This is a genomic window from Halomonas marinisediminis, assembly GCF_004347715.1.
In the GTDB taxonomy this organism is placed as follows: domain Bacteria; phylum Pseudomonadota; class Gammaproteobacteria; order Pseudomonadales; family Halomonadaceae; genus Halomonas; species Halomonas icarae.
The window spans coordinates 95,656-109,303 of record NZ_SLTR01000008.1 but is presented as its reverse complement, the minus strand read 5'-3'; the positions used below and the strand labels follow the sequence as shown (position 1 = coordinate 109,303).

Annotated in this window: 12 protein-coding genes and 1 pseudogene; 6 read left to right on the top strand and 7 right to left on the bottom strand. The window is 64.2% G+C overall.

What is annotated here, in order from left to right:
• Nucleotides 1-252: 252 nt before the first annotated feature.
• The 5 genes and pseudogenes from E0702_RS08045 (at nucleotide 253) to E0702_RS08030 (ending at nucleotide 4,753) form a co-directional block, all read left to right on the top strand.
• Nucleotides 253-1,560, top strand: a complete 1,308-nt coding sequence (locus tag E0702_RS08045) for an NRAMP family divalent metal transporter (RefSeq protein WP_132042627.1) — start codon at nucleotides 253-255, stop codon at nucleotides 1,558-1,560.
• Between the two features lie 34 nt (nucleotides 1,561-1,594).
• A pseudogene (locus E0702_RS20145) lies at nucleotides 1,595-1,813 on the top strand (alpha-hydroxy-acid oxidizing protein); the annotation flags it as partial.
• Between the two features lie 38 nt (nucleotides 1,814-1,851).
• Entirely contained in the window at nucleotides 1,852-2,016 is a 165-nt protein-coding gene (locus E0702_RS20140; protein ID WP_368816786.1) for an alpha-hydroxy-acid oxidizing protein, read from the top strand.
• Between the two features lie 304 nt (nucleotides 2,017-2,320).
• Nucleotides 2,321-3,910 carry a BCCT family transporter gene (locus E0702_RS08035; protein ID WP_132042623.1) on the top strand — a complete coding sequence of 530 codons (1,590 nt, stop codon included), beginning with the start codon at nucleotides 2,321-2,323 and terminating at the stop codon, nucleotides 3,908-3,910.
• 132 nt (nucleotides 3,911-4,042) lie between these two features.
• Nucleotides 4,043-4,753, top strand: coding sequence for an SIMPL domain-containing protein (locus E0702_RS08030; RefSeq protein ID WP_132042621.1), 711 nt, complete (start codon nucleotides 4,043-4,045; stop codon nucleotides 4,751-4,753).
• A 7-nt stretch (nucleotides 4,754-4,760) separates the two neighbouring features.
• On the opposite strand, the gene E0702_RS08025 is transcribed toward E0702_RS08030, so the two are convergent.
• Nucleotides 4,761-6,323, bottom strand: coding sequence for a glutamate synthase-related protein (locus E0702_RS08025; protein WP_132042619.1), 1,563 nt, complete (start codon nucleotides 6,321-6,323; stop codon nucleotides 4,761-4,763).
• 122 nt (nucleotides 6,324-6,445) lie between these two features.
• Here E0702_RS08025 and E0702_RS08020 point away from each other — a divergent pair, with 122 nt between their 5' ends.
• Nucleotides 6,446-7,351, top strand: a complete 906-nt coding sequence (locus E0702_RS08020) for a cation diffusion facilitator family transporter (RefSeq protein ID WP_132042617.1) — start codon at nucleotides 6,446-6,448, stop codon at nucleotides 7,349-7,351.
• 27 nt (nucleotides 7,352-7,378) lie between these two features.
• Here the strand turns inward: E0702_RS08020 and E0702_RS08015 are convergent, their stop codons facing one another.
• The 6 genes from E0702_RS08015 to E0702_RS07990 form a co-directional block, all read right to left on the bottom strand.
• A complete protein-coding gene (locus E0702_RS08015; protein ID WP_132042615.1) occupies nucleotides 7,379-7,621 on the bottom strand; it encodes a hypothetical protein in 243 nt (80 codons plus the stop codon).
• Nucleotides 7,622-7,684: 63 nt separating this feature from the next.
• Nucleotides 7,685-9,469, bottom strand: coding sequence for a mechanosensitive ion channel family protein (locus E0702_RS08010; RefSeq protein ID WP_132042613.1), 1,785 nt, complete (start codon nucleotides 9,467-9,469; stop codon nucleotides 7,685-7,687).
• Nucleotides 9,470-9,577: 108 nt separating this feature from the next.
• On the bottom strand, nucleotides 9,578-10,501 hold the full coding sequence (locus E0702_RS08005; RefSeq protein ID WP_132042611.1) for a metal ABC transporter permease: 924 nt from the start codon (nucleotides 10,499-10,501) through the stop codon (nucleotides 9,578-9,580).
• Nucleotides 10,498-11,712 carry a metal ABC transporter permease gene (locus tag E0702_RS08000; RefSeq protein WP_205741904.1) on the bottom strand — a complete coding sequence of 405 codons (1,215 nt, stop codon included), beginning with the start codon at nucleotides 11,710-11,712 and terminating at the stop codon, nucleotides 10,498-10,500. The genes E0702_RS08005 and E0702_RS08000 overlap by 4 nt, the downstream gene beginning before the upstream one ends.
• Nucleotides 11,706-12,518 (bottom strand): metal ABC transporter ATP-binding protein, encoded by an 813-nt coding sequence (locus E0702_RS07995; protein WP_132042609.1) that lies wholly within the window; start codon nucleotides 12,516-12,518, stop codon nucleotides 11,706-11,708. The genes E0702_RS08000 and E0702_RS07995 overlap by 7 nt, the downstream gene beginning before the upstream one ends.
• A gap of 3 nt (nucleotides 12,519-12,521) precedes the next feature.
• Nucleotides 12,522-13,505 (bottom strand): metal ABC transporter solute-binding protein, Zn/Mn family, encoded by a 984-nt coding sequence (locus E0702_RS07990; RefSeq protein WP_205741903.1) that lies wholly within the window; start codon nucleotides 13,503-13,505, stop codon nucleotides 12,522-12,524.
• Between the last annotated feature and the right edge of the window lie 143 nt (nucleotides 13,506-13,648).

The following is a 13,648-nucleotide window of genomic DNA, read 5'->3' as shown; positions in this document are numbered from 1 at the left end:
AGACGCGAGACAGGCAGGTCATCCCCCCTCACGGCTTATGACGCCAGCATGCCGAAACCACAAGGAATGTTAGTCAAGCAATCATATTCACCTGCAGCTAAATTGAGTAGAGTATTTGGCCTTGCTTACCGCCTGGTCGATAGCCGGTCTGGCGACCGAGGCCGTCTGAGCCGCGCCACCGTTGCCGAGCTCGGTGCCTGAACGGCCAACATGACCTTACATCTGCCCCCGAATCAGCAGTCAGGCCATGCCATGAATCAACCCTTGTCCTCCGCGGCATCCGCTCGTTTCGTCCCTGCCAAATACCTGGCGGCCCTCGGTCCCGGCTTCCTTTTCGCCGGGGCTGCCATCGGCACCTCCCATGTGGTGCAAGCGACCCGTGCCGGAGCCGAATATGGCATCGGCCTGCTGGGGTTTATCCTGCTGGCGATCCTCATCAAGTACCCCACCTTCTTCTTCGGCCCCTTCTATGTCAGCGTCACCGGCAAGTCGCTGATCGAGGGCTATCGCCAGACGTTCGGCAAGCACGTGGTGGCGCTCTTCGCCCTGGTACAGCTGCCGATGTTGGCGATCATCATCGCCGCCATCGCCATTACCACGGCGGGCCTGGCCGGCACCCTGCTGTCACTGGACCTGAGTGCTCCGGCTATCGCCACCGTGCTGATCACCGGCGGCTGCCTGCTCACCTATACCGGCGGCTACCGAATGCTGGACTGGGTCAACAAGGTGTTTATCGTCATTCTCACCCTGACCACCCTGTTGGCCACGCTGGCGGCGTGGCCGATGGTCGACTGGAGTCTCTATCCCGCCACCGCCGCTTCGCCGCTCTACAGCGCCGCCACGCTGGTGACCCTGGTGGCGGTGCTGGGCCTGATGCCCTCGGATATCACTCTGGCGATCCTCAACTCGCTGTGGTCGGAGGCTCGTAACAAGACCCGTGGCGAGCGCTGCGACACCGAGGCGGAGAAGCTCGATTTCGATATCGGCTATATCGGCGCCGCGATCCTTGCCGCATGCTTCGTGATCATGGGCGCCGGGGTGATGCATAGTCAGGGCATCACCCCGGCCGACGGTGCGGTGGGTTTCGCCAGCCAAGTCGTCGGCCTCTACACCTCGACCCTGGGTGAGTGGAGCGGCGTTGTGGTGGGAATCTCCGCCTTCACTGTGATGCTGACCACGCTGCTCACCGTGCTGGACGGCTTCCCGCGCATGATGACCGCCGCCTACCATGCCATTACCCGCCCCGATGAGATCGAGGAGGAGACGCGCAGGGTCGAGGGAAGCCATGCCTACCTGGTCGCCATGCTTGGTCTGTCGCTGCTTGCCATCCTGATCCTCTTCACCCTGATGGGCAGCTTTCGCCTGTTCATGGACTTCGTGATGGTGTCGGCCTTCCTGCTTAGCCCCATTCTGGCGGCGCTCAACCATTTCACCGCCAATGGCACCAGCGTGCCCCTTGAGCAACGCCCCTCGCGGCTTATCAATGCCTGGAGTCTGCTGGCCATCGCCACCCTGGTGCTGCTCTCGCTGGGGTATCTCTACGTGCGCTTTATCCACTGACCCACTGACCCTCTGAGACCAGGGACGACTCAGCATGCCGACCATTACCTGCATCGACGATCTACAGCGCCTGGCACGGCGCCGAGTGCCCAGGATGTTCTACGACTATGTAGACTCCGGCGCCTGGACCGAAAGCACCTACCGGGCCAATGCCAACGACTTCTCAAGCATCGGGCTTCGCCAACGCGTAATGGTGGATATGAGCAATCGCCGCCTGGAGAGCGAGATGCTCGGCGAGCGAGTGAGCCTGCCGCTGGCGCTCGTCCCCACCGGCCTTACGGGCTCGGGGCACTGGGCCAGGAGGGTGTCAGTGAATCCCTGCGCATCATCCACAAGGAGCTGGATACCACCCTGGCGCTATGCGGCCTGCGGGATATCCATGATGTCGATACCCGGATCCTGCGCCCAGGCAGCTATCCCCTGCCGAGCCGACCCGCCCCCTCGACCCCTCGATAGCCTGCGTCGCCGCCAGCCAGGAACCCTGGCATGGCGGCGCAGCCATTCCGGCCTTGTTGTTTTTGGCATATCATATTGAATTTTAAGTAACTATTCGACACTTTCACGCCCACTCCCAGGCTCCGCAGCGAACCTTGAGGCCAGACCGGTATCGACAGCACCTCGCGGTGTCCGGGACCCCAGAGGTACAGGACTGGCAGCAACCCCCTTTAGACTTATAAGTCAACTCTTGTTAGTATTCCGTCGTTCTAGTCGGCGCCCCCCCCCTCGGTGCCAAAATTCTCGCAACTAGAGCAATCCCCTCATGCCTCCCAACACTGCCCCTGCATCCGCCGGGAACTCGGCGTTTTCGCGTCTGGGCGATCCCATCGTTCTGCTGCTTACTGTCGGTTTCATCGTGGCCTTCGTCGGCCTCTCGCTTTACGACATCGACATGGTGGCCGACAGCATCAGTGCCGGTTTTGCCTGGACCGCCACGACGCTGGGTACCTACTTCCAGCTACTGCTGCTGCTGACCTTCATGATCGCGATCGGCGTGGCCATCTCCCCCGCCGCCAGCGCCCGGGTTGGCAACATGGACAGCCCGCAGATCAGCACCTTCAAGTGGCTGTCGATGATCATGTGTACCCTGCTGGCCGGAGGTGGCGTCTTCTTCGCCGCCGGCGAGCCCATTTACCACTTCGTGGTGACACCACCGGCCTTCGATACCGAACCAGGCACCGCCGATGCCGTTGCCGGCGCCCTGGCCCAGTCGTTCATGCACTGGGGCTTTCTTGCCTGGGCCGTGCTGGGAACCCTCAGCGCGATCGTGCTTGCCCATGCCCACTACGTGAAGGGTCAGCCACTGCAACCCCGCACCCTGCTTTATCCGGTCTTCGGCGAGCGGGTCATGCGCGGCGCACTTGGCAGCATAGTCGACGCCTGCTGCGTGATCGCGGTGGTCGCCGGCACCGTCGGCCCGATCGGCTTTCTCGCCACCCAGGTGAGCTTCGGCCTGCATGAGCTGTTCGGCATCAGCGAAGGGTATGGCACCAAGCTCGGCATTCTGGTGGTGCTGGCGGGGGTCTACATCACCTCGGCCATGACCGGTGTGCACAAGGGCATCCAGATCCTGTCGCGCTTCAACGTCTTCCTGGCACTGGCGATTGCCGCGGTGATTCTGGTCGCCGGTCCGACCCTGTATCTGGTCAACGCCTTCAGTCAGGGCTTCGGGGAATACCTCTCATCATTCTTCACCATGGCCACCATGAGCGCCGAAACCGCGCCGGCGTGGTGGATGCAGTGGTGGACGGTATTCTTCTTCGCCTGGTTTATCGGCTACGCACCACTGATGGCGATCTTCGTGGCACGCATCTCCCGCGGCCGCACCATTCGCGAGATGATCCTCGCGGTGGCGGTGATGGCGCCGGTTGCCACCACCCTCTGGTTTACCCTGCTCGGCGGTTCCGGCATCCACTATCAGCTGATCGGGGCGATCGATCTCACCGAGGCGCTGAACAACTTCCAGTTCGATGTCGCCACCCTGACCGTTGCTCAGGCACTGCCGGGCGGCTCCCTGATGGCGCTGGCCATCCTGCTGCTGACCAGCATCTTCGTGGCGACCACCGGCGACTCCATGAGCTACGCCATCGCCGTGGTATGCGCCGGCCACGACGCGCCGAGCCCGCTGGTGCGCGCCTTCTGGGGTCTCGCCATGGCGGTGATGGCTGGTATTCTGCTACATATGGGCGCCGGCCAGATCGGCGCACTCCAGCAATTTATCGTGATCACCGCGATACCCGTCTCGCTGGTACTGCTGCCCTCACTCTGGGCCGGCCCCAGAGCCGCCTATGCCATGGCCCGTGAACAGGGCGTCATCACCCCAAATGTGGCGACCGTTACCCATAACGGCTGAGCCACGACCGAGGTTCCGTGAAGTGGTAAAAGGAGGCACCCATATGGGTGCCTCCTTTCTTTTATGGTGTGCCTGGGGCATCGTGAGTTGCAGATCGTTTCGGTGTCATCTTGACGCACAGGAGTCATCATCATGAAGGTACTGCCTGCCCTGGTACTCGCCGTCGCCACCATCGTGGCGGCCTCATTGATTGGCGAGGGGCTTACCGATCTGCGGACCGGCGACCGCTACGTCACCGTCAAGGGACTCGCCGAGCGTGAGGTCGAGGCGGACCTCGCCCTCTGGCCGCTGCACTTCGTGGCCTCGGGCACGACCCTGCAGCAAGCTCGCGAAGAGGCCCGCGTCAGCCGCGAGGCCATTTTCGCCTTTATCGAGCGTCACGATATCGATGCTCAGCAGGTGGAGCTTCAGCGTCTCAATGTCAACGACACCGCCGCCAACCCCTATCGCAGCGGCGATACCGAGCCACGCTTCATCATCAATCAGACCCTGATGGTGCGCAGCACGGAGATTGAGCGCATTCGTGACACGGCCCAGGCAGTGGGCGAGTTGCTCGACGCCGGGGTGGTCCTCTCATCGGACTACGGCCCCAGCGGTCCGATCTATCTGTTCAATCGCCTCAACGAGATCAAGCCAACCATGATCGCCGAAGCCACCGCTGCCGCCCGGGAGTCCGCGGAGCAATTTGCCCGGGATGCCAATGCCGACATTGGCACCCTGCGTCGCGCCAATCAGGGGGTATTCGAGATTCGTGCCCGTGACCAGGCGGCAGGAATTCCCGAGGAGCAGCAGCCGATCAAGACCGTCAGGGTGGTCACCACCATCGAGTATTATCTCGACTAGGGCTTCACTAGAGATCCATGACACCGGCATAGCGCACACCACTGAGCAGAGCCATCTCACGTTTCCAGGTCGCCAAGTCCCGAGGCCCGAAGCCGGCCAGGCTGTCGTGACCACAGGCCCGCGCCATTACCTGCATCAGCTCCATCGAGGCGCGCAGGAAGCGTTCGAGCTGAGCGGCAGACCTGTCGACATCGAGACGCTGTCGCAGATCGTTTCGCTGGGTGGCGATGCCTGCCGGGCAGTTGTTGGTATGGCAGATACGAGCCGCCACACAGCCGATGGACTGCATCGCGCTGTTGGCGATGGCGACCCCGTCGGCTCCCAACGCCAGCGCCTTGACGAAGTCGATGGGCAGGCGCAGGCCGCCGGTAACGATCAGGGTCACGCGACCGCTCGCTCCCTCATCATCGAGGTAACGGCGGGCACGCGCCAGGGCCGGAATGGTGGGCACACTGATATGGTCACGGAACATCAAGGGCGCCGCCCCGGTACCACCACCACGGCCGTCGAGAATCAGATAGTCGGCACCGGCGTCGAGGGCAAACTGGATATCGTGCTCGATATGGTTGGCACTGAGCTTGAAGCCGATCGGAATACCACCGGTGATTTCGCGCACGCGATCGGCAAATCGGCGAAAGTCATCGACCGTGTGCAGGTCCTCGAAGGTCGCCGGCGACACGGCGGGCTCGCCCTCCCTCAAGCCGCGGATCTCGGCGATCCGCGCCGACACCTTGCCGGCGGGTAGATGGCCACCGGTACCTGTCTTCGCCGCCTGGCCGCCCTTGAAGTGAAACGCCTGGACCCTCTCGAGCAGGCGTTCCTCGAAGCCGAATCGAGCACTGGCCAATTCATAGAAATAACGGGAATTCTCGGCCTGCTCCTCGGGCAACATGCCACCCTCGCCGGAGCAGATGCCGGTGCCGGCGCGTTCGGCGCCTCGTGCCATGGCGATCTTGGCCTCCTCGGAGAGCGCCCCGAAGCTCATGTCGGAGACCAGCAGCGGCATGTCGAGAGTCAGCGGCTTTTTTGCCGCGGGGCCGACCACCAGTCGGGTATCGACTCGGGTATCATCGAGCAGCGGCTGGGTCGCCAGCTGCGCCACCATCAGCTGCAGGTCGTCCCATTGGGGCAGAGTATGACGCGGCACGCCCATGGCATCGATGGGGCCATGGGGACCCACCCCATCGAGCCCCTCCCGCGCGAGGCGATGAATCAGCGCTACCGTGGGCTCCTCCTCGGTGGCCTTGGCCCTGGGCATCCGGTCATTATCTTCTTCACTGGCTTCGCTCACCTTATCGGGATCCGGTGCCTCCTGGCCCACCTGTTCCCTGCTGAACTGCTGGTGAGTGCTGTCGCAGTAGGGAGCATCGCCGGTCTGCTTGCAGCGGCATAGATACGCCTCACCGTCCTTCTCGGCGGTAAACACCAGCGGTGTGAAACCGGTGCCCTGATGCGAACCATCACAGAAGGGCTGATCGCCGGAACGACCACAGCGGCAGAAGACGTACTCCTTGCCCTTCTCCAGCATGACCTTCTTCGGCTTGTTGTCGGCGATGATCGGTTGGCGCATGGGATCCTCCAGTTGGCCAAGGGCACTGCCCGTAGTCTGGGACAGTTCCCGCATGGCGGCCAGGTTCCACGCTCCTCCCCATTTCGCTAATATGATCTTGTCCCTGACCACGAGCCGCAACCATGCAAGCCACCCTCGAGCAGCGCGCGCTGAAGCTCTCCATCGTCATGACCCTGGTGGTCTCGGGCCTGGGCGTCACCGTCGGCCTGCTGGCCGGCTCCCAGTCGATCCTCTTCGATGGCGTCTTCTCCACCATCGATGCCGCCATGTCCGGGCTGGCTCTGCTGGTGGCAAGGCTGGCCGTGCGCGAGGCCAGCCAGCGCTTCCAGCACGGCTACTGGCATCTGGAGCCGCTGGTGGCCGCCCTCAACGGCAGCATCCTGATGCTGTTGTGCTTCTACGCCTTCCTGACTGCACTGCTCGACCTGCGCGAAGGAGGTCGCGAACTGGCCTTCGATCTGGCCATCGCCTATGCCGTGGTGGTGGCCATTGCCTGTTTCGTGATGACCGCCTATCAACGACGGATCAATCGCACGGCAGACTCCGAGTTCGTGCGCATCGACATGCAGGGCTGGCTGATGGCCGCGCTGATCACCAGTGCGTTGCTGGTGGCGTTTATCATCGCAAGGCTGCTGCAGGGGACGGGCTGGGCTCATCTCACTCCCTATGTGGATTCGGTGCTGCTGATGCTGCTGACTGCCGGTTTCATGCCGGTCCCCATCGGCATCGTGCGCCGAGCGATGAAGGAGATCTTCCTGATTGCGCCAAGTGCACTGGACGCCGAGGTGCATGCGGCCATGGCCCCGGTGATGGAGCGCGAGGGGTTGCTGACCTACTACAGCCATGTCGCCAAGGCGGGGCGCGGCCACTATATCGAGATCCATATCGTCACCACGCCAGACTTCGCCGCCGAGCGTGGCGTGGCAGTGATGGACGAGATACGCGAACAGATCGCCGAGCGCCTCAGCCCGCCACCGGAGCGGCGCTGGTTTACCGTGGCCTTTACCGCCGATGAGCGCTGGGCCTAGACGCGGACGACTAGGCCCTTATCGGGCCTATCGTCTTGATGAACGGCCCGGACTGTCCCAGACACCCTCGCGCTGCACCGCACGGCCCTCCGCTTCCAGCTTGAGCAGGTGGGCCAGCGCCGAGCGTGTCGCCAGCCCCTGCTTCGCCTCGGGCACATCGTCATAGGCATGGCGCGTCAACGCCTCCAGGCTCACCGGACCATGACGCCACAGCGCCAGACGAACCTTGTGCTCGCGGGCCAGCCAATGGGCTCGCTCAGGGTGACTCATGTCGACCAGACTCTCCTTCTGGCTAAGGGGTATTATCGGTGTGGGGCGTACCGGTGTGAGGATTCATGACGAGCCAGAGTGCCCCTCACCCGCCTGGCTCGAGTCGAATGATGCCTCGCCGCCCTCGGCAATGGTCACATCACGGCGGCTGACGGCCACCACCTCCCGGGGCCACCACTCGGGGTGCTCGTCGCGAATGAAGGCCAGCAGCTTCTCGCGCAGCCGAGCCTCGGCGACCCACCCTCCCATGGGCTCTCGCGTCATCATGTAGCAACGCACCTCGATCGTTGCCTCGTTCTGGGCCGTCGCGTAGCAGCACAGCCTGTCCGGCTCGATCACGTCGGGCTCCTGCTCGGCCAGCTCCTGAAAGCGTTGCCGCAGGCACTCGATATCGGCACTGATGTGCAGGGTAAGCGCCAGCTGGCGATAGAGACGTGCATCCTTGGCGGAGAGGTTATAGAAGGGCTGAGAGACGAAGTGCTTGACCGGCACGATCAGACGCCGCTCGTCCCAACCCCGTAGACGAATAAAGGTATAGAAGATGCCCTCGACATAGCACCACTGCCCCTCGAACACCACCAGATCCCCCATCCGGATCGGCTTGGCCAGCGACAGCTGGAAGGAGGAGAGGATATTGCCCAGCACGGCCTGGCCGGCGATGCCCACCAGCACCGTCAGGACACTGGCCGAGGCGAGCAGCGACAGACCGAGGGTACCGAACAGGTTGATCTCCGCCAGGATATAGACCGTCACGGCGATGACTGTGATCAGGATGATGCCGCGCCTGAGGGCATAGAGGGAAGTCAGCAGCTTGCGTTCATCTCGGTGGCGGGTGTCATCGATCTCGCCCACCAGGCGCTGGGTCATCCTCTGCAGGAAGGCGTCGACCAGGCGCAGGGCGGCGAGTCCCATGCCCCAGGCCATGATCACGATAAGCAGGATACGGAAGCCGGCGGTCGCCACACCGGAGAAGGAGACCACGCTGCCCAGCAGCACCTGGGCCATCAGCGACATGGCGATAAAGGTCACCGGTACCGGTATTCGGGCAACGAAACGCTTCGCCAGGCTACCGGCCGGTAACCAGCCCGCCATGGCCGAGGTGAGGCGGTACACGGCCCACCCCAGCAGGCCGATCAGCGTCAGAAAGAGCGGAATCGCCAGCCACTCCCATAACCGCAGCATGCCCAGCGAACGCTGGAACGGCTCGGGAATATGCCGCTCTAGCCATGAGGGCCCGTAGGCCTCATAGAGGACAGGGATAAACGCCAGGGTGTCGGGGGTGATCAACCACACCGGCTCCTGATCGCCGGCGCGATAGCGGGCGATGCGAATCGCGTGGGACTCGCCGTCGGCCTCCAGCGAGGTCAGCAGAAGATTGCGGCGTGCCTGGCCCGCCAGGGGGTGCTTGCCGGACATGTCCTCGACCATGGCATCGCGTCGACTGGAGAGGTCCGAGGGTTGCAGCCAGTCGCCCCGCTGCAGCACCGAGGCGAGCTGTTTGGCCAGCTCGCCACCTCGTGTGGCCTGCTCCTCAGCCGGCAGTTCGGTGAGGTTGAGCAGATGCGCCGCTGTCTCGTAGTCACCCTTGCCGCTCAGGGTAAGAAAACTGCGCAACGCCTCACGGGGTGTCTGGCGCCGCACCTGCTCGGGTGGCTCGCCGAGGCCGCTGTTGAGCGTCTCGAGGGTGAACCATGGACCATCCTCATGCTGAGAGGACTGGACCGATACCGGACCCGCCAGCAGCAGTGCCAGCGACACCAACACCCAAAGCACCGGCACCGGCACCGGCACCGGCGTCGGTGATACTCGGCGCCATCGGAGCAAGCAGCGCGAGAGATAGCGCCTCATGTCGGTCCCTCCCTACCGTCGTGAGCCTCCCCTACCCGGCCATCCGCGGCCAGGCTACTGGCAGTACACGCGATGCTCGCCGTACCGTCTACCCCCTCCGCGGTCGATTCAGTCTTGATGCGCCGCCCCCGTACGAGCGCGGCAGGGGCCGAACAGGCAGGCGGCAAGCAGGATCAAACCTGCCAGGCTGGCGATCATGCCGGCGGCACTGAGCGACGTATCGAAGCCCAGCCAGCGCGGCGCCTCACCGGCCAACAGATAGCCCCCTACCGCAGCCAGCAGGGCGAACACCTGGCTCCAGACGATCTGTATGCCGAGACGATTGGTCATCAACCGCGCGGCGGCGGCCGGGCAGATGAACATCGCGATCACGATGATCGACCCCACCGCCTCGAAGGCAGCGATGGCGGCCACCGCCACCAGGGTCACCAGCATCAGGTCGACCAGCGCCGGACGCGTTCGCATGCTGGCGGCAAAGTCGGGGTCGAAGCTGGCCAGCACCAGCGGGCGGCGCATTATCACCACGAAGATCACCACCACCAGCCCGACCCAGGCGGCCCGGCCCAGCTGGGGAGGAAGATCGGCCAGCGCCACCGGATCGAACAGCGCACCAAGACCCACCCCTTCGAACCAGATCAGGCTCTCCAGATTACCGTAGAGGGCATGCTCGACGTCCAGGTGTACCCCAGCGGCGCCATGCCACTCCAGCAGCAGCACGCCGACGGCAAACAGGCTGGTGAAGACCACGCCCATGGCGGCCGTCCCCTCCACTCGCCCCAGGCGGCGAATCAGCTCGATCAGTGCCACCGTCACCAGGGCAGCCACCCCGGCGCCCAGCATCATGGCCAGCGAGGCCAGGGTGCCGGTAATCAGGAAACTGACCACGATCCCGGGCAGTGCCACATGGCTGATGGCATCGCCGATCAGGCTCTGCCGGCGCAGCACCAGAAAGTTGCCGAGCAGCGCACAGGTCATCGAGATGATGATCGCGATTGTCAGCGGCACCAGGCTGAACATCATGAACTCATTCATCGTGTCACCTCCGCGGGGGGCAGCTCCGCCTCCAGAGCCATGATGGCGTCCACCGAAAGCACCTGGCCGATCGGCGTCAGTCCGGCATGCTCCCGATGCAGGGCATCATCCGGATAGCGGCGCCGATAGAGGGCCCATAGCCGCTCCTCATGCTCGGCGTCGCGTGCCGCCGCCTCGCCCGCCGGGGTGGCGACCCCATCGCGACGCACCAGGCCGCGGCGGCGCAACAGCTTCAGCGTCAGCCCATCGAAGATCGGCTCATCACGCTCCAGGGCAAGCAGCCCCTGGCGCAGGTGCACACGCCGTCGCAGACGCTGATAGGCGAGCAGGGAGGCCAGCACCCCGCGACGCGGTGAGAACAGAAAAGAGATCAAAAACAGGCCGAAGGCGGAAAGCACGATCAGCGGACCGGTGGGCAGCCCTTCGCGCACGCTGGAGAGCGTCACCCCGAGATAGCCTGCCAGGGCGCCGAGCAGTGCGGCAAGGGCCACCATGCGCATGGGCTGGTCGGTCCAGAAACGCGCCGCGACCGGAGGAATAATGGTCAGTGCCACGATCAGGATCAGCCCGGTGACCTTGAGACCGATCACCACGACCGCCATCAGCAGCAGCAGCAACAGCAGATCGAGCCTGCCGGTATTGAACCCCTGGGTGCGGGCGAAGGCCGGATCGAAACAGAGCAGCAGAAAGTCACGCCGCCACACCATCAGGGCCAGCAGCAGACCCAGGGCGCAGGCGGCGATCAGCAGCGCTTCGGAGTAGAGCATGCCGGCGGTGGCCCCTACCAGATAACTGGTCAGGCCCGACTGGCCACGTACCGAGAGGGTCTGGATCACGGTGATCAGCACCACCCCGAAGGCGAAGAAGGTCGAGAGCACGGCACCGATGGCGGCGTCCTCTCCGAGTCGAGTACGCTCCCCGATACGCTGCACCAACCACAGCCCCAGGGCAGCGCTTCCGGCGGCACCGCCAAGCAGCACCGGCAGCACCCGGCCATCTCCCTGCCACAGGCCCATGACCAGAAAGGCCAAAGCCAGCCCCGGCAATGTCGCATGGCTGATGGCATCGCTGACCAGGGCACGCTTGCGCAGCAGGACGAAGCTACCCACCATGCCGGCCGCCGCGGCCAGCAGCATGGCGCCCACTGTCACCAGGCTGGTGTTGTAGCCCAGGGTGAAAGTGAGTGCCCGCCACCAGGTTTCCATCACCATTTTCCCTCTTTCGCCTTGTGTCCGCCGCTTGGCGTCTCGATGAGTCGTGCCAGCTGCACCGGACTGAGCCGGCCGCCGTAGGTGGCCTGTAGATTCTCTTCGCTAAAGGCCTCGTCGACCGAACCGGCGGCGATGCGGCGCACATTCATCAGCAACACATGATCGAAGTAGTCGCGCACTGTGGCCAGGTCGTGATGCACGCAGAGCAGGGTGCGGCCCTCGTCTCGCAACGACTTGAGCACCTGGATGATGGCCGCCTCGGTCGCGGCATCGACCCCGGCGAAGGGCTCATCGAGGATGGTCAGATCGGCCTCCTGGACCAGGGCCCGGGCCAGAAACACCCGTTGCTGCTGGCCTCCCGAGAGCTGACCAATCTGCCGGTCGGCGAAACCCTCCATGCCGACCCGTGCCAGGCTCTCCATGGCGCGCAGGCGTAACTGTCGAGAGCCGAACTGCCACCAGCGCAGATCGCGATAGAGTCCCATGCCCACCACATCGATGACGCGCGCCGGGAAGTCCCAGTCGACACTGGAGCGCTGGGGCACGAAGGCCAGGTGGCGGGTCTCCTGGTCGAGAGGGCGACCGAAGACACGCACCTCGCCGGAGAGTCGTCGGGTGATGCCCAGCGCCGCCTTGAGCAACGTCGACTTGCCGGCGCCATTGGGCCCGATGATGGCGCTCATGCTGCCCGGCGGGGTGACAAAATCCACCGAGTGCACCACCGGGCGATGATCGTAGCTGACCGTGAGCCCCTGAATCGCCAGGGGACTAGCGATCACCTCCTTGCCGAGACGCGAATCGGGCATGGATTACTCCTCCTCGATGGTGTGAGAGGCATCCCTGCCCAGACGCCCCTGCCAGCCCAGCTCCGGCGCACTGCCCTGCAGGGCGCGGGCGATGGTGGTCACGTTGTGGTCGAGCATGCCCAGCCAGCTGCCTTCGTAGGTTCCCTCGGGCCCCATGGCATCGGAGAATAGCTCGCCACCGATGCGCACCTCGTGACCCACGGCGGCCGCCCCTTCGATCAGTGCGCGGATGCTGCGCTCCGAGACCGAGGTCTCGACGAAGATGGCGCCGATTTCACGCTTGACCAGCAGATCGACCAGGTTCTCGATGCGCGAGAGTCCCGCCTCGCTTTCGGTGGAGAAGCCCTGAATGCCCATCACCTCCAGCGCATAGGCCTCGCCGAAATAACCGAAGGCATCGTGGGCGGTGACCAGCACGCGGGATGACGCCGGAATGGTGTCCAGCACCTCATGCGCATAGGCGTCCAGCGCCTCGAGCTCCTTCAGATACGCCTCGGTGCGGGCCTCGAACTCCTCGGTGGCTTCAGGGTCCAGCTCGATCAGCGCATCGCGCACGGCGACGACCGCATGACGCCAACGACTCGGGTCCATCCAGATATGGGGGTCGGGCTGGTCAACGTAGTCCTCATGGGCGAGCCGTTCCTCCTTGGGTACCGCCTCGCCCACGGCAAAGACGGGACTGCGCTGGGCCAGCCGGCCCAACAGCTCGGCCAGCTGCGCCTCGAGATAGAGACCGTTCCAGAACACCGCATCGGCGCGACTCATGGCGACCACATCGCTGCGCGTCTGGCGGTACAAGTGCGGGTCGACCCCGGGGCCCATCAGCCCCGTCACCTCGACCCGCTCGCCGCCTATTTCCCGCACGACGTCGGCGATCATGCCGGTGGTGGCCACCACGTTCAAGCGTGAATCGGCAAGGCTGGGGAGAGTCAACAGCATCAGCGTGAGCCCCAGCAGGGAGGCGAGTCGACGAGAGAGTTTTGGCACGAATAGCTCCTGAACAGGTGGCGAGGCGCAATGCAAGCTGTACGTCACAACACACAACAGGATAACGCGAATCGCTACGATTACTAGCCGTTCACCTCCCCCCTGGCACTTCGCCTGATGGCGCCCATCAGGGCATGATCGCG

Excerpts from the sequence above, each read along its gene's own strand:
- E0702_RS08045 (WP_132042627.1), top strand. The coding sequence starts at position 253 with ATGAATCAACCCTTGTCCTCCGCGGCATCCGCTCGTTTCGTCCCTGCC.
- E0702_RS08035 (WP_132042623.1), top strand. The coding sequence starts at position 2,321 with ATGCCTCCCAACACTGCCCCTGCATCCGCCGGGAACTCGGCGTTTTCG.
- E0702_RS08030 (WP_132042621.1), top strand. The coding sequence starts at position 4,043 with ATGAAGGTACTGCCTGCCCTGGTACTCGCCGTCGCCACCATCGTGGCG.
- E0702_RS08025 (WP_132042619.1), bottom strand. The coding sequence starts at position 6,323 with ATGCGCCAACCGATCATCGCCGACAACAAGCCGAAGAAGGTCATGCTG.
- E0702_RS08020 (WP_132042617.1), top strand. The coding sequence starts at position 6,446 with ATGCAAGCCACCCTCGAGCAGCGCGCGCTGAAGCTCTCCATCGTCATG.
- E0702_RS08015 (WP_132042615.1), bottom strand. The coding sequence starts at position 7,621 with ATGAGTCACCCTGAGCGAGCCCATTGGCTGGCCCGCGAGCACAAGGTT.
- E0702_RS08010 (WP_132042613.1), bottom strand. The coding sequence starts at position 9,469 with ATGAGGCGCTATCTCTCGCGCTGCTTGCTCCGATGGCGCCGAGTATCA.
- E0702_RS08005 (WP_132042611.1), bottom strand. The coding sequence starts at position 10,501 with ATGAATGAGTTCATGATGTTCAGCCTGGTGCCGCTGACAATCGCGATC.
- E0702_RS08000 (WP_205741904.1), bottom strand. The coding sequence starts at position 11,712 with ATGGTGATGGAAACCTGGTGGCGGGCACTCACTTTCACCCTGGGCTAC.
- E0702_RS07995 (WP_132042609.1), bottom strand. The coding sequence starts at position 12,518 with ATGCCCGATTCGCGTCTCGGCAAGGAGGTGATCGCTAGTCCCCTGGCG.